General features: G+C 51.9%; 16 protein-coding genes, 1 tRNA gene and 1 pseudogene. 4 read left to right on the top strand and 14 right to left on the bottom strand.

Annotated elements, in window-relative coordinates:
* The first annotated feature begins 81 nt into the window (after positions 1 to 81).
* A tRNA-Asn gene (locus tag ACSBQQ_RS02215) sits at positions 82 to 157 on the top strand.
* A gap of 96 nt (positions 158 to 253) precedes the next feature.
* Here the strand turns inward: ACSBQQ_RS02215 and ACSBQQ_RS02210 are convergent.
* Entirely contained in the window at positions 254 to 1,087 is an 834-nt protein-coding gene (locus ACSBQQ_RS02210; protein ID WP_060428221.1) for an oxidoreductase, read from the bottom strand.
* A gap of 105 nt (positions 1,088 to 1,192) precedes the next feature.
* On the opposite strand from ACSBQQ_RS02210, the gene ACSBQQ_RS02205 reads away from it, so the two are divergent.
* The gene (locus tag ACSBQQ_RS02205; protein WP_060427794.1) at positions 1,193 to 2,113 is read left to right on the top strand and encodes an AraC family transcriptional regulator; all 921 of its coding nucleotides are present in this window, start codon (positions 1,193 to 1,195) and stop codon (positions 2,111 to 2,113) included.
* A 247-nt stretch (positions 2,114 to 2,360) separates the two neighbouring features.
* On the opposite strand, the gene ACSBQQ_RS02200 is transcribed toward ACSBQQ_RS02205, so the two are convergent.
* Positions 2,361 to 2,879 carry a hypothetical protein gene (locus tag ACSBQQ_RS02200; RefSeq protein ID WP_230201439.1) on the bottom strand — a complete coding sequence of 173 codons (519 nt, stop codon included), beginning with the start codon at positions 2,877 to 2,879 and terminating at the stop codon, positions 2,361 to 2,363.
* A 349-nt stretch (positions 2,880 to 3,228) separates the two neighbouring features.
* On the opposite strand from ACSBQQ_RS02200, the gene ACSBQQ_RS02195 reads away from it, so the two are divergent.
* Complete coding sequence (locus ACSBQQ_RS02195) at positions 3,229 to 4,323, top strand: hypothetical protein (protein ID WP_140367558.1); 1,095 nt, start codon at positions 3,229 to 3,231, stop codon at positions 4,321 to 4,323.
* A 99-nt stretch (positions 4,324 to 4,422) separates the two neighbouring features.
* On the opposite strand, the pseudogene ACSBQQ_RS02190 reads toward ACSBQQ_RS02195, so the two are convergent.
* The 5 genes and pseudogenes from ACSBQQ_RS02190 to ACSBQQ_RS02170 all read right to left on the bottom strand — a co-directional run bounded on the left by ACSBQQ_RS02190 (position 4,423) and on the right by ACSBQQ_RS02170 (position 11,957).
* Positions 4,423 to 5,023 (bottom strand): annotated as a pseudogene (locus ACSBQQ_RS02190) (tyrosine-type recombinase/integrase).
* A 239-nt stretch (positions 5,024 to 5,262) separates the two neighbouring features.
* Positions 5,263 to 8,454 (bottom strand): hypothetical protein, encoded by a 3,192-nt coding sequence (locus ACSBQQ_RS02185; protein ID WP_060427788.1) that lies wholly within the window; start codon positions 8,452 to 8,454, stop codon positions 5,263 to 5,265.
* Positions 8,455 to 8,465: 11 nt separating this feature from the next.
* Complete coding sequence (locus tag ACSBQQ_RS02180) at positions 8,466 to 9,881, bottom strand: hypothetical protein (protein WP_060427786.1); 1,416 nt, start codon at positions 9,879 to 9,881, stop codon at positions 8,466 to 8,468.
* A 9-nt stretch (positions 9,882 to 9,890) separates the two neighbouring features.
* On the bottom strand, positions 9,891 to 10,832 hold the full coding sequence (locus ACSBQQ_RS02175; RefSeq protein WP_060427785.1) for a helix-turn-helix transcriptional regulator: 942 nt from the start codon (positions 10,830 to 10,832) through the stop codon (positions 9,891 to 9,893).
* 552 nt (positions 10,833 to 11,384) lie between these two features.
* Positions 11,385 to 11,957 (bottom strand): hypothetical protein, encoded by a 573-nt coding sequence (locus ACSBQQ_RS02170; RefSeq protein WP_060427783.1) that lies wholly within the window; start codon positions 11,955 to 11,957, stop codon positions 11,385 to 11,387.
* A gap of 129 nt (positions 11,958 to 12,086) precedes the next feature.
* Here ACSBQQ_RS02170 and ACSBQQ_RS02165 point away from each other — a divergent pair, with 129 nt between their 5' ends.
* Positions 12,087 to 12,977, top strand: coding sequence for a LysR substrate-binding domain-containing protein (locus tag ACSBQQ_RS02165; protein ID WP_060427781.1), 891 nt, complete (start codon positions 12,087 to 12,089; stop codon positions 12,975 to 12,977).
* On the opposite strand, the gene ACSBQQ_RS02160 is transcribed toward ACSBQQ_RS02165, so the two are convergent.
* The 7 genes from ACSBQQ_RS02160 to ACSBQQ_RS02130 form a co-directional block, all read right to left on the bottom strand.
* Positions 12,974 to 13,702, bottom strand: a complete 729-nt coding sequence (locus ACSBQQ_RS02160; RefSeq protein ID WP_060427779.1) for a PA1136 family autoinducer-binding transcriptional regulator — start codon at positions 13,700 to 13,702, stop codon at positions 12,974 to 12,976. The two genes, ACSBQQ_RS02165 and ACSBQQ_RS02160, sit on opposite strands and share 4 nt — an antisense overlap.
* A complete protein-coding gene (gene hchA / locus ACSBQQ_RS02155) occupies positions 13,699 to 14,574 on the bottom strand; it encodes a glyoxalase III HchA (RefSeq protein WP_049211345.1) in 876 nt (291 codons plus the stop codon). Before hchA ends, ACSBQQ_RS02160 begins: the two co-directional genes overlap by 4 nt.
* Before the next feature lie 101 nt (positions 14,575 to 14,675).
* On the bottom strand, positions 14,676 to 15,443 hold the full coding sequence (locus ACSBQQ_RS02150; RefSeq protein WP_049211347.1) for an ABC transporter ATP-binding protein: 768 nt from the start codon (positions 15,441 to 15,443) through the stop codon (positions 14,676 to 14,678).
* On the bottom strand, positions 15,430 to 16,419 hold the full coding sequence (locus ACSBQQ_RS02145; protein WP_230200365.1) for a FecCD family ABC transporter permease: 990 nt from the start codon (positions 16,417 to 16,419) through the stop codon (positions 15,430 to 15,432). The genes ACSBQQ_RS02150 and ACSBQQ_RS02145 overlap by 14 nt, the downstream gene beginning before the upstream one ends.
* A 63-nt stretch (positions 16,420 to 16,482) precedes the next feature.
* Positions 16,483 to 17,559: an ABC transporter substrate-binding protein gene (locus ACSBQQ_RS02140; RefSeq protein ID WP_209007986.1), complete on the bottom strand. Its 1,077-nt coding sequence runs from the start codon at positions 17,557 to 17,559 to the stop codon at positions 16,483 to 16,485.
* A 46-nt stretch (positions 17,560 to 17,605) separates the two neighbouring features.
* Positions 17,606 to 18,004, bottom strand: a complete 399-nt coding sequence (locus ACSBQQ_RS02135) for a hypothetical protein (RefSeq protein ID WP_223181972.1) — start codon at positions 18,002 to 18,004, stop codon at positions 17,606 to 17,608.
* 16 nt (positions 18,005 to 18,020) lie between these two features.
* Positions 18,021 to 19,391, bottom strand: a complete 1,371-nt coding sequence (locus ACSBQQ_RS02130; RefSeq protein ID WP_060427775.1) for an MFS transporter — start codon at positions 19,389 to 19,391, stop codon at positions 18,021 to 18,023.
* Positions 19,392 to 19,544 lie beyond the last annotated feature (153 nt).

Here is a 19,544-nt window from a genome sequence, read left to right as displayed (position 1 = left end):
GTAAGCAAACAGTCACAGAATGTGTAATCCGCCTTTGACATGCCGACGGCACCTCGCTATTATTCGCCCCGTTCACACGATTCCTCTGTAGTTCAGTCGGTAGAACGGCGGACTGTTAATCCGTATGTCACTGGTTCGAGTCCAGTCAGAGGAGCCATATTTAGAGAAGCCCGCTCAGGGAAACCTGAGCGGGCTTTTTGCTGTTGGGCGGTCATCGTCGATGATCCCCTGCACTCTCCCTACCCGAAACCGTTCAGCCATCCGTTGAACGGGTAAGTTGCTCCCATTGTTCAATTTCCTTACCTAACGCCTCGAGCTTTTGCCGCACCAAACTTAATGCGTCACTGCCTAACAACAGATGCGTGGGTGGGGTCTGGCTCTCGATCAATACCAGCATGGCGTGAGCCGCCTTCACGGGATCGCCGAGTTGCTTACCGCTTTTTTCCTGACGCGCCTGACGAACAGGTTCAAATAACGCGTCATAGTCCGGGAGACAGCGAGGGCTGCGTACCATTGAACGCCCGGCCCAGTCCGTTCGAAACGAGCCCGGCGCCACGGCGGTCACGTGTAGGTTGAACGGGGCAAGCTCTTTACTTAAGGTTTCTGATATCCCTTCCAGTGCAAATTTGCTGCCGCAGTAATAGCTGATACCGGGCAAGGTAATGAAACTGCCCATTGAGGTAATATTGATAATGTGGCCGCGACGGCGCTGGCGCATGCCCGGTAGCACGGCTTTGATCATTGCCACCGCGCCAAACACATTGACGTCAAACTGGCGGCGCAGCTCTGCAAGCGGGGATTCTTCCAGAATGCCTTCATGGCCGTAACCGGCATTGTTCACCAGCACATCTATCGGGCCGACGGCGGACTCTATCTCTCCAACCACCTCATCAATACGTTCATCGTCCGTGACATCAAGCAGATAGCCAAAAGCGTGCTGCGTATCGAGCGCGGCGAAAGCCTGCAGTGCTTCGCTGTTGCGCACCGTTCCTACAACCCGATGCCCTACGGCGAGGGCTTCCCGCGCCAGCGCCTGGCCAAAGCCACTGCTGACGCCGGTGATTAAAATCGTTTTTGCAGATGCCATAAAAAGAACTCCCATGAACCATGAAGATTGCATGGTATTCTCTGCTCTGCCGCATTTTTAGGCCGTATTTTCTCTTTTTCTTGCCTGATTTTATGAGGTGGTGGGATGTCCGACATGATCACCCTGATGAATAGACTTGCGGTGCAAGAGGGATACAACCTCACTGCCCTGCCTGATGTGCGAATTTTGCGCTCCGATCGCCCGCTTGCCAGAACGCCGGTGCTTTACGATCCGGGGATCGTGATCGTCTGCCAGGGCAGCAAACGCGGCTATTTCGGTCAACAGACCTATTTATATGATGAGCAGCACTACCTGGCGGTTTCGGTGCCGGTGCCGTTTGTGATGGAAACCGACGCGTCAGCAGCACATCCGCTGCTGGCGATTTATATGCATCTGGATTTTCAGCTTGTCGCGGAACTGATGCTGCAGATTGAACAGCATGGCGCCCCGCATCCTCCCGTCGCGCCGCAAAGCATGATGTCGAGCCCCATGGACGGCGCGGTAAAAATGGCCGTACTTCGCTTACTTGAAGTCCTGGCTAACCCGCTTGAGGCGGCAATCCTCGGCCCGGCGCGGGTGCGTGAACTCTACTTCCGCGTGCTGACAGGCGCACAGGGCAACGCAATGCGTGCCGCGCTGGCCTTGCAGGGCCAGTTTGGCAAAATCGGTAAAGCGTTGCAGCACATCCATGCCGCTTACGCGGAGCCGTTAACGCTGACGCAGCTGGCGATGAGGGCCGGCATGAGCGTGCCGACCTTTCATAGCCATTTCAAGGCGATAACGCAGATGCCGCCGATGCAGTATGTGAAATCGGTACGCCTGCACCAGGCACGGATGCTGATGGTGCGCCAACAAATCACCGCCGCCGCCGCGAGTTACGCCGTTGGCTATGAAAGCCCCTCGCAATTTAACCGCGAATTCAAGCGTCTGTTTGGCCTGCCACCGGCAGAGGAGATAAAACGCATGCAGCGTCACTTCGCCATTCCGCCCGCGCAGCCTGCCTCGGTATTTGTTTCGTCGCACTGAGGCTTATTTGGTATGGCGAAACTTTAGTTCGTTATGCGCGAAAAGCGGAATTTTGTCTATGTATGAAGAGAGAAGGAGATAGCAGAGGAAATAAGCCCAGAGCGTGGCGGCGAACTAAATCATAGAGTGGTCATGAATACGAAAATTCGCCTGAAGAAGTGGGGCTACTTGAACTAATTGTCGGATATGGTTAAGTGATATCCCGGCTATCAACCGGGAGTTGATTTATGCTTTCGCACCTACATTATCAACGTTCGTAAATTGTCCCGTTCGGGCGCATGTACATACCATCACTCAGATAAACGTCTTCGCCATCCTCAACACATAGGTCAGAATAAATATCGACCATGCCAGTATTCGTCGAAATCCCATGAGCATCGAAGAGCTCAAAGAAGCGAGTGACCCATTCCTCGTTGACCTCATCTTGTATAGTTTTGCCGTGATCTATAGTAATGGAAAACATGGAGATGCAATTATTCTGAAAGCGGTCTACTTTATGCTCAGGTTGAAGATGATTTTCTTGGGCTAACGTCTCGGCGACCGAAAAAAGGAGCTTCTGGTTTACTGGCAGCTTGTACCCGATAGTCAAACCATCCCCTATGCGAATTCTCTCTTCGGGCCTCGTTGGTGTTTGCACTTCAAAAGAACTACCATCATCATTTTGAGCTAAAAAGCGGACGAAAACCGTGTCTCCACGGACTAACATCCAATCCTTTCCATGTTTTGGTTTCATTGCTTTAACTATCTGCGGTTGTAATGCTGACATGCTCATGGTGTTAGATACCGAAAAGAAAAATATGGAAGAGATTATACCGACTAGAATGTTTTTTTATAGCTCCGCTACTCTTGGCGAGCATCACAGAAAATGACGCTTCAAGCCAACGTCCGCTTTAGCACTAAGCGGACAAGCTACCTGAGCTGAAGGTCCGCTGCGAGCGAGGAGAGGAGAGGAGAGGACATTAGTATGCCATAGTTGAAATTGATTTTTTAACAAAAATCATTATCATAGTCCAGCCATATACTCAGTTTTTGCAATATTATAGAGAATATTTTGTGCAGGGTTTGGGCTGGGCCAAAGCTTGATGCGGATAAAAAATGTATTATCAGGAAAAATCATGACTGAAGAAGAACGCCTTGTAAATTTATATAAACTTGTAACAAACTACAATTTGAGTGAGCACCAAAAATCATTACCATCATCTGAAGATAACTCTCTACAATGGTTTAAAAGTTTTAAGTTTCTTCATCCGGCATCTTGGGCTGCATCTCCCCAAAAAATCCCATATATTGCTGCCACCACACTTATAGATTCGTACTCATGCTTACCTCGCCGACCTGATATGGCATTTTCATATCTTTGGACAGCCATCAACAACAGCTACAACGATTTATTACTCAAACAAAACACTAGTGGTGATAGGCTGACAGATACCAAGGGGATTGATAATTCATTAGCACTTATCTCCAGTTTTCTTAACTCAAAAGTTGATAATAAAGCAATACTTCCAGAAGAACATGAGAGCAAAACAATTAATGAAATTATGGTGGAATTCGTAAAACGTTTGCCAGATAAGAACTTAAACTTCTTAGGGTCTTATATTTTAAAAGGCATGGCTATATCAATAAAAAACAGCGAGGATACTCTACCCAGCATTAGAAAAATACATATATCATCTTCTTATCAAACTTTCGAAAAAAGATTTAAAACGATCCACAACCATCTATATTGGAATTATGGAAAGAAATACTCAAGCATTTGTACCATTTCTGAATCAACAGATAAAACTAGTGTAGACTTTGGTATTAAAGATGAGGAAAAATCACGAATGATAACTCGTGCAGTGAGAAAAGAACTTCAGCGAATTTTAGTAAATAATCCAGAACTCGATCAGTTCGATGTCGCCGGAAACAGCACTCCGAAGAAAGCGGCGTTTACGAATGATATTGATAAATTAGAGTTTTTAATATTCGGTTTGTTGTACGCATCTAGGAATAATAATATTCATGGTAATGTCGCATCACGCTTAAACAGTATCTTTGCAAATTCAAAAACCATTACCGCTGCAACGTGGAACTTTTTATTTGGATACTTCTATCTTTCGCTACTTTTGCTAGCCCTAAAGCACATTGAACTTGATGACTTAGACATCCATTTATACAACGTTAAACTACTTAAAGTCACCAACAAAGATTCTCCAGTAGTGAGTTAAACATAACAATATAATTAAATTGCTTCTTTCTCAATAATTTCGTGCGGACTTAAAGACGTCCGCTCCTAGCACAGGGCTGCTGTTGCAGTCCTGACAACCTTAGACTTCTATTGATTCAGAGATATCTAACGCATCATCCACTTCAATGCCCAGATAACGGACTGTGCTTTCCAGTTTCTTATGGCCCAACAACAGTTGGATCACCCTGAGATTCTTGGTCTTCTTGTATATCAGGTAAGGTTTTGTTCTTCTCATGGAATGTGTGCTGTAAAGTGAATCTTCGAGGCCAAGCTTTGCTATCCACCCATGAAAAATTCGGTTGTATTGCCGAGTTGATATGTGTTGGCACGTACCGACCCGAGACTGGAATAAGTAGTCTTTACTGTGCAGATTGCCCAGTTTTATGAGTGCTGCAACGGCCTCTCTAGTCCCTTTGGTTATCTTAAATTGGACTGGGATCCCGGTTTTCTGTTGTAACACCGTTGCCCTGCTCGAAACAGTACTTCCATATGCAACATCTGATACCTTGAGTTTTACCAGATCACATCCCCGAAGTTTACTGTCTAAAGCCATGTTGAACAGGGCTAGACCTCGGGTTTTGCCTTCTAGTTCAAGTCTGATTCGAATCCCCCAAATATGAGATATCTGAAGCGTTTTTTTTTCCGATGATACGTTCTTTGTTCCACGGTGACATTTTCATACTCAAACCTCCTGCAATGTGGGAGATTTAAGTATGATTGTCACTGATGAACGAGGTATAGTCATTCGCCCCCTGAGAATTACACTTTGACGAGTTCAGGGTATGCACTTACTGGTTACGAATATTGTGCCAGAATCATGTGATTTAATTATTTCCGCTTTGCTTCCGAGCCAGTAGGTGCTCAACGTTCGCTAACGAATACTCTGGGCATGCAGAAAAACTGCTATACCATCGTCTCCCTAAGACAGCCAGATATAGGTCCCGAAACGCAAGAATGTTTCGTGAGAGTTAGGCGAATAGACGCTAAGCAATCCTTGTTCGTTAGCCGCAAGATATTGCCAGTCCCCCTCATCCATCATGAGTTCTTTGAAATCAACACCATCATGGCTTAGATAAATCATCTGCCGGTTATAGCTGGACGGGAACAGGCTGATTTCTGACAAGTGGAAGCAGTCGGCGACGTGTAGCTCGCTGTCGTGTCGTTTCCATTCATAGCCTTTATCTGAAGTCAGCAGATAACGGGAATAAAAGCACATTAGCGAATCATTCATCCGGGTTACCACAATATCGTTATAGAACTCCTTCTCACCATTCCAGGTGCAATTTCGCCAGCTTTTACCCGGTACATGATATTCAATAATAGATTCTGTGTCAGGGCGCTTCTTCACCGATAAATAATGCCAGTCATATTTGCTAAATGACAGTAAACAATTGATACCCGGCAGTGAAAAAAGACGTTGTATTTCAATCCCTTCGCTAAAACTCGGCGTATCTTCGTAACGACGCCATTTCGCATTGAGACTGTTGGTACAAAAAACAACCGGCTTATCGTAAGTCGATGTTTTCGTCGAATCGAAGAAAAAACCTTCTTCTTTATATTGATACTCTTTACGCTCCGTAAACCGCCATAACCAAAGGTCATTAAAATGAAAAAGATCTTCAGTCACTCTAAAATCCCAGGTATTCGGCACATCCGGAAACTGGCTTTGCTGCCAGGTCAGGGCATCAGTGGAATAATAGAATCCAGAATCGGAGTTGGAGAAAATCACCCAGATACCTTCCACAATGATGATTTTATTTATATAACGTATTTTCTCTACTGGATCCGGGTTAACCGTCTGCCAGCTCAGTCGATCCTCACTACGATAAAAACATTCATCATTATCAACGATTAGCCAAATTTGACCATCCGTCTTGATATGACGAATATTCTCTGGGTCGCAGGGAGGATTTTCGATATCCTGCCACTCGATCCGAAAGCAGTGTTCTTTGCCACCTTTCATCACCGTAACAGATTGCTTATCGAGTTTTTCCTGTTCTTTCTGCCGTAGCCACTCGATATGTTTCTGTTCTTTGATGCGAATGACTGAGCGATCAAACTCACCGCCGGCAAACAATTCAAGCTGTTCGGCAGCATCGGAACATGCGTTTGAAAAGGCCGTGAGTGAATCGTCAATTTGCGCCTGATATTTACTGATTTGATCATACCAGTCTTCATTTTCTGCAGAGTTATCAATCTCATAATCGGAATAACTGATTTGATTGTCATATTCAAACGTCGGCCCCCCCCAGCGAGAGGTGATACCATTGGCCTTATTCAAGGCTGAGGAATTTGACGAAAGGAACTCACGGGCCTTTTTACGTAAATCATTTACGTCAGAGAGACACGATTTTCTTCCCAGTGCAAAGGCAGAACCACCGACAGCGCCCCCCATTTTTCCCAAGAAGCTATCATCATCAAACGACCCAAGGAAGAAGCTGTAATCACCGAATTTCATCGTCACTTTCAGCATGTCATAGCTCAGCATAGTGCACGCAAGACTGGCGGTACTAAGCTGCTTTATCTCCTCCGAGAATTGATTTTTAAATCGCAACTCGCGATAGCGGAAAATATTAATCCATCCCTGCGTCAGTGAAGTCAGTTTCGCTGCGCTGGTGAGCAGTTTCGCTTCGTTATTTTCCTGAAGCAGCACCTGCATGTGAGGAAAAACGTCTTTAAACTGCGCCGGTTTCAGCGTGCTGAGTACGCGCATCACCTGTGGATTTTCAATCTTTTTGCCACAAAGCATCAGTAAGAAGAATACGTCAAAAAGCCAGGTGTAGCGCGCATTATCATCGGCTAGCAGTTCCAACATCGCCTGCTGATATTCCTGATATTTATAAGGACTATCGGCCAGACTCGTGATATCGCCCACTACGGCAGAACAACCAGCATATTCCCCAAGAAGCGCCAGAAACTCATGCCCCTGCCTAGTCAGCGAGGCAGTATTTTCAATACTCAGTGCGAGTAAAAGCAGATACAGAGATTTTTTCTCTTCGCTGTCTGTAGTGTCCAGAAAGCTGTGCTGATGAATATCCGGCAAAGCTGAAACCAGCGTCAACGTCTCTGCTGATTCATCCTGCGTATCCTCAAGTGCAGTGGCATTTAATCCATTAATATCCCGATAGATATCAATAGTTACCAGACTACCGCCAATCACTTCGCTAATCAGATCGCGGATGCTATAGATGGTTGATAATCCTGAGAATGCTTCACCAAACAGTCTGGATATCAGCTTCTCACGTGCTTCATCGCTGTTACACAACGCGTCATCATCAATTAGGGAAACGATCTTTTCATATTGTTCAGAAAGAAAATAGAGAGCGTTGAAGCCGATACCAGATATATTGATTTGAATAAAATGTGAGTCAATTTCATGTTCATCCACCGAAAGCTCGATGAGCGAACGGTATCGATCGATACTGATAATATCTATCTGGTCGATAAGCTCAATAATGAAATCAAGCAGGCGCACTTCTTCATCGCAGTTAACGCCTAATTTCTCGAGCGTCACGATCAGATAATTGATATCTGCCGTCACCAGTTCAGCATCCTGATGTCTGCGCATAAAATCATAGGCCAGGCTTAACACCAGAATATTATCTGGGTAGGATTTATAGCGACGTTTATTCGCTTCGATATCTAACGACCAGTTATTAAATCGGGTATTGTTTTCCACATGAACGAGTCGGCGGTTGATTTTATCAATTGCCTGCTCGAGAAAATCTCGCGTTTCAATTATATATTCATTCATGGTTCCCAAATTATTGCGAATGATGGCAATGCTCTGGGAATTGATCAGGTTTTGCTGCTGGAGTTGCATCAGATAATGCCAGGCTAACTTTTGCATCTGGATAGTATCTGATTGATTTAGCAGATCATTCTCATTATTTTTTCCGCTTAAAGCCCCCCGGAACCGTTTGAAAAAACCACTACTCGCCTGGTCTTGTAACCGATTCTGGCTACTGGAAATCAACTTTGAGGCATCCAATGCCAACTGTTGTGTAAGCGCCGCGTTCGCTTTGTGCTGCCTGACCAAATCATTGACAACTTTCTGTTCAGCCACTTCCAAAGGTTGATGGAAAATCTGTTGTTGCTGCTCGGCAGTCATTTCTCAGTTCCTTACAGATTATTAATTATATTTTTTAAGCGAAGACTTTGCGCTTCCATGGTTTTTATCTGGCTGGAAAAATTTTTTTCAGATAAATAAAGGCCCTTATGGAAGTCGGCGTAATAGATTTGTGATTGATGCAGATAGCTCAGCGCATCACGCATTACTAGTCCATTACTCACTACCAGTTCTGTATTGACGAGGGTAAGTTCGAAGTTTTTCTCGATGTGATTATCCAAAGCGATATTCATACCAAGGGTCGTGATCAAGCCGCCAATGAGGCTTCCTACCAGCATGCCAACCGGCCCGCCAGGCGCTCCCACTACCGCACCAATAGATGCACCAGCCACACCAGCCCCTGTCTGGAAGAGACCTTTACCTGTACGAGACTCTAGTTCCTGTACTGTAATTTTCCCGGCAGCAAACAGCACCACATTTTGTACAACATCCACAGCACAAACCGCGGCCCCCGCGATACCACCATTGGCGAGACTACGTTTAAAAACAGTACCTGCAAACAAACCGGGCAAGGAGCGTGCGGCGATGCTGACGCTCGCAGTGGCAACCCCGGCTTTCAGTGCGCTATCCCCGGCAGCAATGACGGTGTTTTGCAGGATCTGGACGGTGGCTTGTTCAACCGTGATTTCACCATTTTTAACCTGTCGCACATATTGGAATGTATTAATGCTACCCGCAATGACAGTGGTGATCACAGCCGCAGAACCCGCAGCGCGCACACTTTGTTGGATGGTCGCTTTGTTAAGATATCCGGCCTGCATTTTATCATGCAGATCTTTACCCGATTGTGTCCCCGCCCCGACGGTTTCCGCCTCACGTTTGCTAAGCGGCGCCGATTTAACCCCTTCAGCCTTAATGGAGGCGGCAGTTTTATCACGCACTTTTTCTGCCGAATCCGATACAACCGGGCGCTTTTGTTGGTTTTTAAGTATGGTACGTTGGGCTGAATCCTTGATCCCATCAATTTGATCGGCCGGGCCGATAAATACATCGCTGTGCTGATATTGATGAACACCATCTTTGGTGGAACGGAAGGCTTTTTGTGTCTCTTCGGCATTGCGGAAATATTTAAGCTGCGCCCCTACTAATTGCTCATCGCTCTTCATAACTAAAATGTCATGAACCTGATGATTTTTCCCCAACGGGGTATTCTTAAACTGATCCGTAAAAGCGCGTACATCTTTATCTTTTAGAATGGCATCAAGGTTGAAGGATTCTGCATGCCAGGTTTCCGCAGCAAAACCGCCTTTTATCGCATTGTTTTGCGCTGTGGAAGAGATGGTTGACATAATATTGTTAGCCTGGTTTATTTCACCAACCATTCGTCCAATTTTTTCGGCAGCCTGCATTGGCCAGATTGGACAGAGGCTAATCGACTGCGTTACAGCTTTTTTGCGATCGTGCATCATGGTGCATCCTTAGACGTTATCCTGGAAAACATTATCGGTTACAAGGTCATTTTCTTGAGTAAGTTGGGCAATATACTGAGAAAGCTGTCCGACAAACGCATTAGCTTCAGTCACGGGCGATAGAATTCGTACGTTAGGCAACCAGAATCGTAGCGTAGAAAAGAGTTGTTCCCGATGTGCAATTAGCGTTGTGACAATTAATCTGCCATCCTGTGATTTGCTGATAATTTTTTGCTGTGGCAATATATTTCGTCGCTCAAAGTAGCAAGCAATATCGGGAAAGACTTCAACCATAACTTCCATTTTATTTATGCTAAACCAGGCGTCGTCCTCGCTATCAAGATAGTCATGAATATCGCTGTCTGGAGTGAACGTTGTTTTTTTGATATCCAGCCATTCAATCGCACTCACTCGAAAGGCTTTAACCATTAATTCAGCATCCGTTGCTGCCAGATACCATACTCCTTTTAAATTCATTAAACGGTACGGATAGAGAGTTCTGGATTTTCCTTTATAGTGAATAACGCAAACCAAATTTTCTTTTATGGCTTTGTCCAGGCTGGAAAAAGTGCTTTTTTGAAACTCAGAGCTCAATGCTTCTGGAGGAATTGGCAATATTTTAATGCGGTTATATTCAATTGCCGTGAGTATATTTCGTAACGAACCCTCCCCTGACAGCGGCAGTAATTCCCTCAGGCCCGTTTTTTCACTCAGACTATCTAACGTAGGAAGTTTGTCTTCTGCCTCATTTTGCATGCTGATACGATAGATCCCATCTTTAGAGCACGTGACAAACTCGCCCAGGCGATTTAGATCACGATAAATGGTTCTCTCCGTAACTTTAAAGCGACCAGCCAACTCACGACGCGAAACCGCACCTTCCTTAAACAGCTGCAATAAAATCAGCGCAATACGATTTGCCAAACGCTCATGCCGTGAAAAATTATCCATAATCAAATCTCGGTCAGAATTTGGACTTCATAGTACTCCAACAAACTGACAGGATGTGTCAGTCACCTCATAACTAACGACTATAAATCAAAATTATTTGTTAATCACGGAGTAGAAGGTTTAAAACTGAATCGCTCGGTCAGGTTGTTGAATGAGGAACGGCAGATTTGGCACAAGGCTGCTGCTGTAGTCATGTGATGGACGTCCTTCTCTCAACGCAAGTCCTGGCATACTTATGCCGAGTGTTCTTTTTTCCGAGGAACTACACCATGAACTCGATAAAAGTCATTAGTATCGACACCACATACTCCATTAATAGACTAGGTTAACAGCATCATTAGGGTAGTGGGTATTTTATGTGCAACCAGCTCCACTAGCAACGCGTGAGGACTAACCCTTTGGTCAACCATGATCCTGTTTATAGTGCAGGCATCGAGGTGTGAAATGTCCGCTATGGCACAAAGCAGACCGTCAGATTGCCGACTCCAACAATCCCCAAAATCAAAAAGCCCGCCCCGTCCCCCAAGCAGGCCCTTGTCCCTCCGCAATGTCTCAGCCTCTATCCCGCTCCGCAACCCACGCCATCAACGCCCCCAACAACGCCAGATCGACCAGCAACGCCAGCGCGAAACAGCTCCCTCTGGCGCCCGGTGCAGCGTAGGTTTGAATCAGCAAAGCGGCAACCCCCACGGCCACGATGGTCACCACCGTCGTCAGCCGGCACGCCACGGCGAACGCCGTTTTCTCCCCCACCGCCGTGCGGTAGGCTACGCCCTGCCCCAGGCCGCCGAGGGCGATGCCCGCCAGCAGAACCGGCCAGTCGTGGCCACCGAACAGCATCAGCAGCGTCAATAGCCATCCCGCCGCCGCCAGCAAAAAGCCGTAGCGGAGCATAGCCAGCGCAGGCCGGTTCCGCAGCGGCTGCCAGCGGGCCAGCGCGGCGCCGCCGAGAAACGCCAGCGCCAATGCCGTCAGCAGCATCAGCGTTGCGCCGATGCCCAGCAGGCTTTCGGTCTTCAGCAGCAAGGCGCCCGCGGCCACCGGCACGCTGAGCGCCAAGGCGCTCGCCGCCGTTCCCGTGTGTTCCATGGCGCCTAAGGCGCCGTTGTTGATATAGAGGCTCATCGTTCACTCCCGACATGATGGAAATGATGAAATAAATTCACTTCCCTGTTCACATGTCAGTAGCCTATCTCTTGTATAATCGGTCAGACAAACTCATAGTTTTCAGCCTTAGATGAGAATAACTCAGCCATGAGAAAAACCCGTTTGCCGCCGCTGGGCGCGCTGCGCGCCTTCCACGCCGTGGCCGGCTGCCGCAGCTTCAAACTGGCCGCCGAGGCGCTGGGCGTCAGCGCGACGGCGGTCAGCCATCAGATCAAGCTGCTGGAATCGGTGTTGGAGTGCCGGGTGTGCGAGCGCAGCGCGCAGGGCGTCAGCCTGACCGAGACCGGCGAGATCCTGTATGCCGGCACCCAGCGCGCCTTTGCCGCGCTGGAGCAGTCCGTTGCCCAAATCACCCGCGCCCAGCAGCCGCCGGCGCTGACCGTCACCACCACCTCCAATTTTCTCACCCACTGGCTGGTGCCGCGCCTGGCGGATTTCAAGGCGGAGTTTCCCGCCATCGATCTTCGCCTGCACACCAGCGTCGAGCGGGTGGATCTCAACCAGCGCACCGTGGACGTCGCCATTCGCTACCGTGAAACGCCGGAAAGCGATCTGCACTGCACCCTGCTGCATGAGGACCGCTTTATCGTGGTGGCCAGCCCGGCGCTGGCGCTGGAGCGCAGCGAGGATTTGCAGCGGGTAACGCTGTTTCACGTGGCGCATCGGCAGGTGCCCGCCGACTCGCCGACCTGGGAAAACTGGCGGCGGCGCTACGGGCCGGAAGGGTTGAACGTGGAAGCCGGGCTGACCTTCAGCGATGAGACGCATGCGCTGCAGGCGGCGGTGGCCGGCCAGGGAGTGGTGATCGCCAGCCGGCTGCTGGCGCGCGATTTATTGCAGCGCGGCGTGCTGGCCGCGCCGTTCGAGACGGCGTTACCCGGCGCCAACTATTATCTGGTGGCCACCGAAGAAACCGCGCAGCGCCCCGATATCATTGCGCTGCGTGAGTGGCTGCTGCGGCAAATGGCGACGGGCTAACGGCTCTCGGGGGCGATTTCCCCCAGGCGGATCGCCACGCTGATCGCCTGCGCGGTGGTGGCGGCGCCAAGGCGCTGGCGAATGCGCCGCAGGTGGTTTTCCACCGTGCGTTCAGACAGGCCGAGCATCGCGGCGATATCCGCCTGCCGCCGGCCGATGGCGGTCCAGCTCAGCACCTCGCGCTCGCGCGCCGACAGCCGGCTCTCTCCCTCGCCGGCCGCCGGTGCGAACAGCCGCCGCGCCGCCTGAAAGGCCGCCGTGCCCACCAGCGACAGCGCCAGCCGCGCCGGCGGCGAGGCGTCGATGCGATCGCCCCCCAGGCTGACGGCACCCTCCAAACCGGCCGGGCCGAACACCGGGATCTGCACGCCGTGCAGGCCGGCGCCGCGCGGCGTGCGTACAATCCGGTAGCGCTCGCCCTGCTGCGCCCGGTTCTTGGTCCAGAAAAACGGCTCGCTGACCCGCAGCATATGCCGGGTCACCGGGCAGTGCCGCACGTAGGTCAGCGCATCGACGGCCTCGCCGTCGCCGAACCAGTCGCCCTCGACCCAATAGATATGCTCGATCCCCGCCTCCGCCGCGGCGGAAGCGGAAAACAGCACAAAGCGATCGAAGCCGAACGGCGCGGCGAAGGCGCGAACCCGCCCCTGAATGGCGGACAAGGTTCGCTCGTGGTCCATCGCCAGCGCCGTCTGGAAAGCGCGCTGCGCGATCTCGTCGCTCATCGCACGGCGACGTCGGCCAGCAGCGTCTCCGCCGCCAGCTTGCCGAGGTTGTTGGAAGCCAGCGGGCTGTCGCCGGTCAGCAGGCGCCGATCTTTATGCACCTTGCCGGTAATGTCGGCGTTAACGATCTTAACGCCCCGCTCGCGCAGGCGTTCGCCCACCAGCCAGGGCATCGGGCCGGGGATGTAGCCAATGTCGATGTTGGCGCCGGTATCGAGCGAGTCCGGGAACACGCACATTTCATAACCGCGATAGAGGAAATCCTCTTTGCTCTCGTCGATGCCCGCCGCCAGCAAACCGGCCGGCCCGTGGCACAGCGAAATCACGTAGCGATCGTTGTCGTGCGCCCAGTGCAGGGTCTTTTTCACCTCTTCGCTGAACGGGATATCATTCAGCACGCCGTGGCCGCCGGGGATGAAAACGCCGAGGTAGTTGCCGCCATCCAGATCCTTCACCACCTCCGTCAGCTTTTTCGGCTGCTTGAGCTGGCTGCGGTACTTCTCGTAGGTGGCCTTGACCGCGTCGTCTTCCTGCGGGAACGCCCACATCTCCAGCTTCACCGGATCGCCGGACGGCGTGGCGATGTCGATCTCGAAACCGGCCAGATCCAGGTGATGCATCGGCAACAGCATCTCGACCGGGTGATTGCCGGTGGAGAAGAACTTGCCGTTTTGCATCAGCAGGTAGCGCTCCTGCGAGGCGATCATCAGCACCTTCCACTTGCCGCCGCGATAGGCGTTCGGGTAGCTGGCGCCCGCGAAGTCGGTTTTGGACGAGGTGTACTGGCTGAGGGAGTAAGGTGATGGGAAGAACGCGTTGTCTTCCGCCACATCCGGGGTGGGATTACGATCGTTGGACACTGAATCAGTCATGATTATCTCCATATTCACCGTTGCGTTGCCCTTTCAGCTTAAATAACCGCCGGCGGGGCCGCAATGAGGGATATCCCTCAAGCAATCCTTGCAGCCGAAACTCAGGCGAGATTGCGTAGAGCGATAATAAAGGTTTCTTCGCTGGCGCCCTGGTGTTCATAGCGGCATTTTCTGACCGGCACCCGGAAATAGCGCTCCAGGATATCTTCCCGCAGCACAGCGCTTTTAACGCCAAACAGCGACTGCCGTTTTGCCATCAGTAAACACTTGTCGGAGATGCGTTCGGCGTAATTGAGGAAATGCGTATTCAGCACGATCGTCATCTGCCGCTCTTTGGCGAGGCGCCACAGCATCTCGATCATTTTGGCCTGATTGTAAAAATCCAGATTCGATTCCGGTTCGTCGAGGATCATGACGTCGGGATCTGCCACCAGCGCCTTGGCGAAATAACACATCTGCAGTTCACCGCCGCTGATCTGGTTGATATTTTTCTGCGCCAGCGGCGCGATCTCCAGCGCGTGCAACACCGCCTGCGCCCTGGTGAAATCTTGCCGACGCGGCCCGGCGAACCATCCCGCATGGCGGGCGCAGCCGAAAGTGACAAAATCGAGTACGCCATAGGAAAAATGTGGTGTTTTCGCCTGCGGCACGTAGGCCAGGCGCGCCTCTCGATTATCGACGCGGCCGATCTCGCACCTGCCGGCGCTGGGCCGACACAGGCCCGCAATATTTCTCAGCAGCGTCGTTTTGCCGGCGCCGTTCGGGCCCAGCACGCTGAGGATCTCGCCGCGCTTAAGCTCGAAGCTGACGTTGTCGAAAATGGGCTCCCGCCCCTTGAAACCAAAGGCTAGCCGGCTAGCGGTGATCATATCGATTCCCCAGAATAAAAAGCGTGGCGAAAAGCGGCGCGCCGATCAGCGCGGTCAGGATGCCGATTGGAATTTCTGCGTAGGTGGCGCCTCTGGCGATATTGTCTATCACCAGCAAAAACAACGCGCCGCTCAGCGCCGAGACCGGGATCAGTCGGCCGTGGTTATATCCCAGCACGCTTCGCACCAAATGGGGGATAACCAAGCCAACCCACCCCACCACGCCGGCCAAACTCACCGAGGCGGAAACCAGCAGAGAGGCGGCGATCAGCAATAGGATCTTCAGCCGGGGCGGATTCAGGCCGGCAATGCGCGCCTCGTCGTCCCCCAGCGAGAGAATGTTCATGTTCCACCTGAGCCGGTAGATAGTCAGGTAACACGCCGCAAACAGCGGGATCAGCCAATAGACCTGCGCTTTCGCCACCGAAGCGAAGCTGCCCATCAGCCAGAAGACAATGGCAGGCAAGGTATCCTGCGGATCGGCGACATATTTGATGGCCGAGACAAACGCGATAAACACCGATGCAGTAATCATGCCGGACAGGATCGTCGTCAGCGCATCCTGCCGGCGTTTCAGGCGGCAGATGCCAAGCACCAGCAACAAACTCACCACGCCGAAAAGAAACGACAGCAGGGAACTCAGGGCAAAAGGCAAACTCAATAAAATGCCCAGCGCAGCGCCAAAGGCGGAGGCGGAAGACGTGCCCAGCACGTCCGGGCTGGCTAACGCGTTTTTCAGCACCGCCTGAAAGGTCGCGCCGGCGACTGCCAACCCGCCGCCCACCAGCATCACCGCCACCACCCGCGGCGCACGCAGGTTAAAAATCACCGAATAGTGGGCCTGGTTTTCCCCCGGCATGTTCCCCTGCCATAAAATCAGCAGCACGTCATGGGCCGACAAGGCGTAACGGCCGGCAAACAGTGATGCGACGGCAACCACACACAAGGCTAAAAACAGCCCTACCATGATCGCCATATATTTTCCTCTGCCCGGCATCCCCAAGCTCCTCCAACCCACTAACGCAATTCAACCGTGGTGCTAGCGCTGTGCCAGCACCTCATCCAACAAACGGTCCGGGATCGCATAGGAGAACATCGTCTGATAATAGCGGCGCGTCTCCTCCCGCAGCGTCTTGTCGCTAATGTCTTCAGGGGCATAGCGGTTGATCATAAACAGCGGCAGCAGTGACGTTTCCGCCGACAGGCCCCCCCAGTTATGAATGCCCATCGGCGTCGAGAAAACCTTGCCGTTTTTTACCGCCCTGAGCGTCTCCCAGGCCTGGCCGGGGATCCCCCCGTGCAGCAGCGCTTTAGCGCTGCCGAAAACCACGAAAATCACATCCGGGTCCCAGGCCATGATCTGCTCCATCGAAACGTTGATGTACCTGCCGGCATCCCCTTTCACCGGCAAATCCCCGGCGACGTTGTCCATGCCGGCCATTTTCAGGTAGGTGTCGCCGTAGGTATGCGGGCCGCTCACCTTCAGCTGCCTGCCGTCGCTTTCTTCGAGATACAACGCCCTGACGTGCTGCGCGCGGATGGCTGCGGCATAGGGGCGGATCTGCTTCAGGGTCTTTTCCCAGGCATCTTTGAATTTGTGCGTGCGCGGCAGGCCGAGCGTGTCGGCGAAGGTATTTTCCCAATACATCTGGGTGACCATCGGTTGGTACTTTGTCTTCCCGCCGGCATCCAGATCGACGGTCATCACGCCCGCCCTTTCCAGCCGATCGTCCTGGCTTTTGCCGTAGTAATAAATAATGTCGGGCCGTAGATTCATTAACGACTCCATGTTGACCCGGTAGTCCTTATTGATGAAGGCGGAGGTGATCCTGCCGATGTCAGGCTTCATGTCCTTCAACACATGCATATCGGCATGCATGAACGCCCAGGGCCCCACGCCGACGACGTGCCGGTAGGCCGCCTCGTTCGCCAGGATCACGCCGAAGGGGCAGTTGCCGGTGATGACGATCCGCTGATAGTGGCCAGGCAACTTTTGCACCGCTGCGCTCTGCGGCCGTTCGGCCGCCGCCGGCTGACTGCCGCTGGCGCAAGGCGCCGTCGGCAAGGCGAATATTGCCAGCAGCGCGGTGGCGATAAATTTCACTGTGACGCACATGGTGCCTCCTGTGCGCACGCTCGGCGGCGTGCGGCGATGGGCTGCGTTAGGCCGACGCGGCGATGCCGGCGGCCATGATGGTTATCCCGGCCACAAAGACGATTGCCGTGGTGGCGACCGCGCCGCCGCCGACCAACGCGGCGGTTTTTCCTGTGGAAAGGTCTTTTCGTTGCAGGAAAGAGAGCTGCGACAGGGGAATGATTTTTCCGCTGTCGGCGACCAGGTCTTTCGGTTCAACCTTCGCTACCGTCAACTCGCCGCCGCTGCCGTCCTTCAGACCATATTTCAACCGGTCGCCGACATAGACCGGCGGCTGCAGCAGGTAATATTGGCTATTGAGCCCCGTCTCTTTTTGTTGCAACGCCACGTCGTGGTAGGTCGTGCAGCCGGCAAGGGAAAACGCCGCCATGCCGATAACCAACGGTACTAATGGGATAAATCGCATGGGAAACCTCGTGCTTCTATTTACTGGTTTTTAACGTAACGGCGGACTTGAAGCGCATATAGCTCACGACCAGAGAAAGGAACGAGAATGCCGCCCCCGCCATTAAACTGATGTTCGTCGCTTGCGCACCCCGCATGTTGAAGAAAATCGCCACCAACGCCGAACCGACGATTTGCCCAATCAGCCGGGAACTGCCCAACAGGCCGCTGGCGATGCTGCTGTTTTCATGGGAGACCGACGTCATGATCAACAGGTTGTTCGGTGATTGAAACAGGCCGAAACCGATGCCGCACAGCGCCACGCGCCATACGATCGCCCCATTCGACGGATCGCTCGGCAGATTGGCCATCAGCAGCATGCCTGCCAGCAGACAGGCAAGGCCCGAGAGGGCAACAAGATTGGGATCGTACTTCTTGGCCAAATCGCCGGAAATTAGCGAAGACGCCATGGTGGCCAGCGGCCAGGCGGTCAGCAACAGACCGATTTCCACCACGTTTCTTTGCAGAACGTTGTGAAAATAAAAAGGCAGCGAAACATAGGCCAAAAGCTGGGTGCTGTAGGACAGCATCGACATCAGCAAAGACAATGACAGCGTCGGGTTATGCAGCATCGCGATCGGGATCAGCGCGGCGTCGGCCTTTCTTTTTTGATTGATGTACAGCAACCCGGCCAGCCCGGCGAATACCGCAAAGCTCAGCGCCGCCGCCGGCAGATGGTGAGTGGTCATGCTCATGGTGCTGAGCGAGAAAGCGATAAACAGCACAAACACCAACAGGGCGCCCCCGCTGTCGAACCCAACGCTGCGCCGCTCGCGGGAACCCAGGAATATCACGCTCAGCAGCAGCGACAGGCAGGCGATGGGAACATTAATGGTAAACAGCCAGTTCCAGCTCGTTTGAGAAAGTATCGCCGAGGCGATGGATGGCCCGGCGGCGGCGGAAACCGACACCACCATCACGTTTATGCCCAGGCCGCGCCCAAGCAGCCTTGCCGGGTATATCTCCTTGATCAGCGCCGCATTGACGCTGAGCACCGCCGCCGCACCGAAGCCCTGTATCACCCGGAATGCCGTCAGCATCTCCAGCGTCGTGGACAGCGCGCAGCCCAAGGATGAAAAAGCGAACAGCACCACCCCGGCTATAAAGATCTTTTTATTGCCTACCGCGCGGCCCAGCGCCGCGAAGGGCATCAAAGAGGCAACGACGGCAAACTGGTAGGCATTAATAATCATGATGGAGGCCGATTCGGAGACGCCGAAATCTTTGGCGATCACCGGCAGTGCCACGTTGGCGATGGTACTGTCGAGCATGGCGATAACCGTGCTTAACGAGACCGCGAGAACGGCGAATATATTTAATGTCTCTTTTTCCTGGTGTTTAAAAGTCATGTTAACGCTCCAAAAACGTGAGTGGCTTCATGCCGGCGGCAAAGACCCCGTTTTTTATCCGTTTTAGTAATTACGTTATAACATATCAATTAAAGAGGAGAATAAATCTCATTTGAAATATTAGATTAAATAGTGTGTCAAAATAAGAATTAA

The sequence above is a fragment of the Serratia sp. G204Y genome, from assembly GCF_051172435.1.
Lineage (GTDB): Bacteria > Pseudomonadota > Gammaproteobacteria > Enterobacterales > Enterobacteriaceae > Serratia > Serratia sarumanii.
The sequence above is the reverse complement of the archived record's forward strand: the minus strand, read 5'-3'. Positions and strand labels throughout refer to the sequence as shown.

What these genes read in the sequence shown, in the direction of transcription:
- ACSBQQ_RS02195 (WP_140367558.1), top strand. Translation starts at nt 3,229, where the DNA reads ATGACTGAAGAAGAACGCCTTGTAAATTTATATAAACTTGTAACAAAC.
- ACSBQQ_RS02180 (WP_060427786.1), bottom strand. Translation starts at nt 9,881, where the DNA reads ATGATGCACGATCGCAAAAAAGCTGTAACGCAGTCGATTAGCCTCTGT.
- ACSBQQ_RS02170 (WP_060427783.1), bottom strand. Translation starts at nt 11,957, where the DNA reads ATGAGCCTCTATATCAACAACGGCGCCTTAGGCGCCATGGAACACACG.
- ACSBQQ_RS02140 (WP_209007986.1), bottom strand. Translation starts at nt 17,559, where the DNA reads ATGTGCGTCACAGTGAAATTTATCGCCACCGCGCTGCTGGCAATATTC.
- ACSBQQ_RS02210 (WP_060428221.1), bottom strand. Translation starts at nt 1,087, where the DNA reads ATGGCATCTGCAAAAACGATTTTAATCACCGGCGTCAGCAGTGGCTTT.
- ACSBQQ_RS02135 (WP_223181972.1), bottom strand. Translation starts at nt 18,004, where the DNA reads ATGCGATTTATCCCATTAGTACCGTTGGTTATCGGCATGGCGGCGTTT.
- ACSBQQ_RS02165 (WP_060427781.1), top strand. Translation starts at nt 12,087, where the DNA reads ATGAGAAAAACCCGTTTGCCGCCGCTGGGCGCGCTGCGCGCCTTCCAC.
- ACSBQQ_RS02130 (WP_060427775.1), bottom strand. Translation starts at nt 19,391, where the DNA reads ATGACTTTTAAACACCAGGAAAAAGAGACATTAAATATATTCGCCGTT.
- ACSBQQ_RS02200 (WP_230201439.1), bottom strand. Translation starts at nt 2,879, where the DNA reads ATGTCAGCATTACAACCGCAGATAGTTAAAGCAATGAAACCAAAACAT.
- ACSBQQ_RS02150 (WP_049211347.1), bottom strand. Translation starts at nt 15,443, where the DNA reads ATGATCACCGCTAGCCGGCTAGCCTTTGGTTTCAAGGGGCGGGAGCCC.
- ACSBQQ_RS02145 (WP_230200365.1), bottom strand. Translation starts at nt 16,419, where the DNA reads ATGGCGATCATGGTAGGGCTGTTTTTAGCCTTGTGTGTGGTTGCCGTC.
- ACSBQQ_RS02185 (WP_060427788.1), bottom strand. Translation starts at nt 8,454, where the DNA reads ATGACTGCCGAGCAGCAACAACAGATTTTCCATCAACCTTTGGAAGTG.
- ACSBQQ_RS02205 (WP_060427794.1), top strand. Translation starts at nt 1,193, where the DNA reads ATGTCCGACATGATCACCCTGATGAATAGACTTGCGGTGCAAGAGGGA.
- hchA (WP_049211345.1), bottom strand. Translation starts at nt 14,574, where the DNA reads ATGACTGATTCAGTGTCCAACGATCGTAATCCCACCCCGGATGTGGCG.
- ACSBQQ_RS02160 (WP_060427779.1), bottom strand. Translation starts at nt 13,702, where the DNA reads ATGAGCGACGAGATCGCGCAGCGCGCTTTCCAGACGGCGCTGGCGATG.
- ACSBQQ_RS02175 (WP_060427785.1), bottom strand. Translation starts at nt 10,832, where the DNA reads ATGGATAATTTTTCACGGCATGAGCGTTTGGCAAATCGTATTGCGCTG.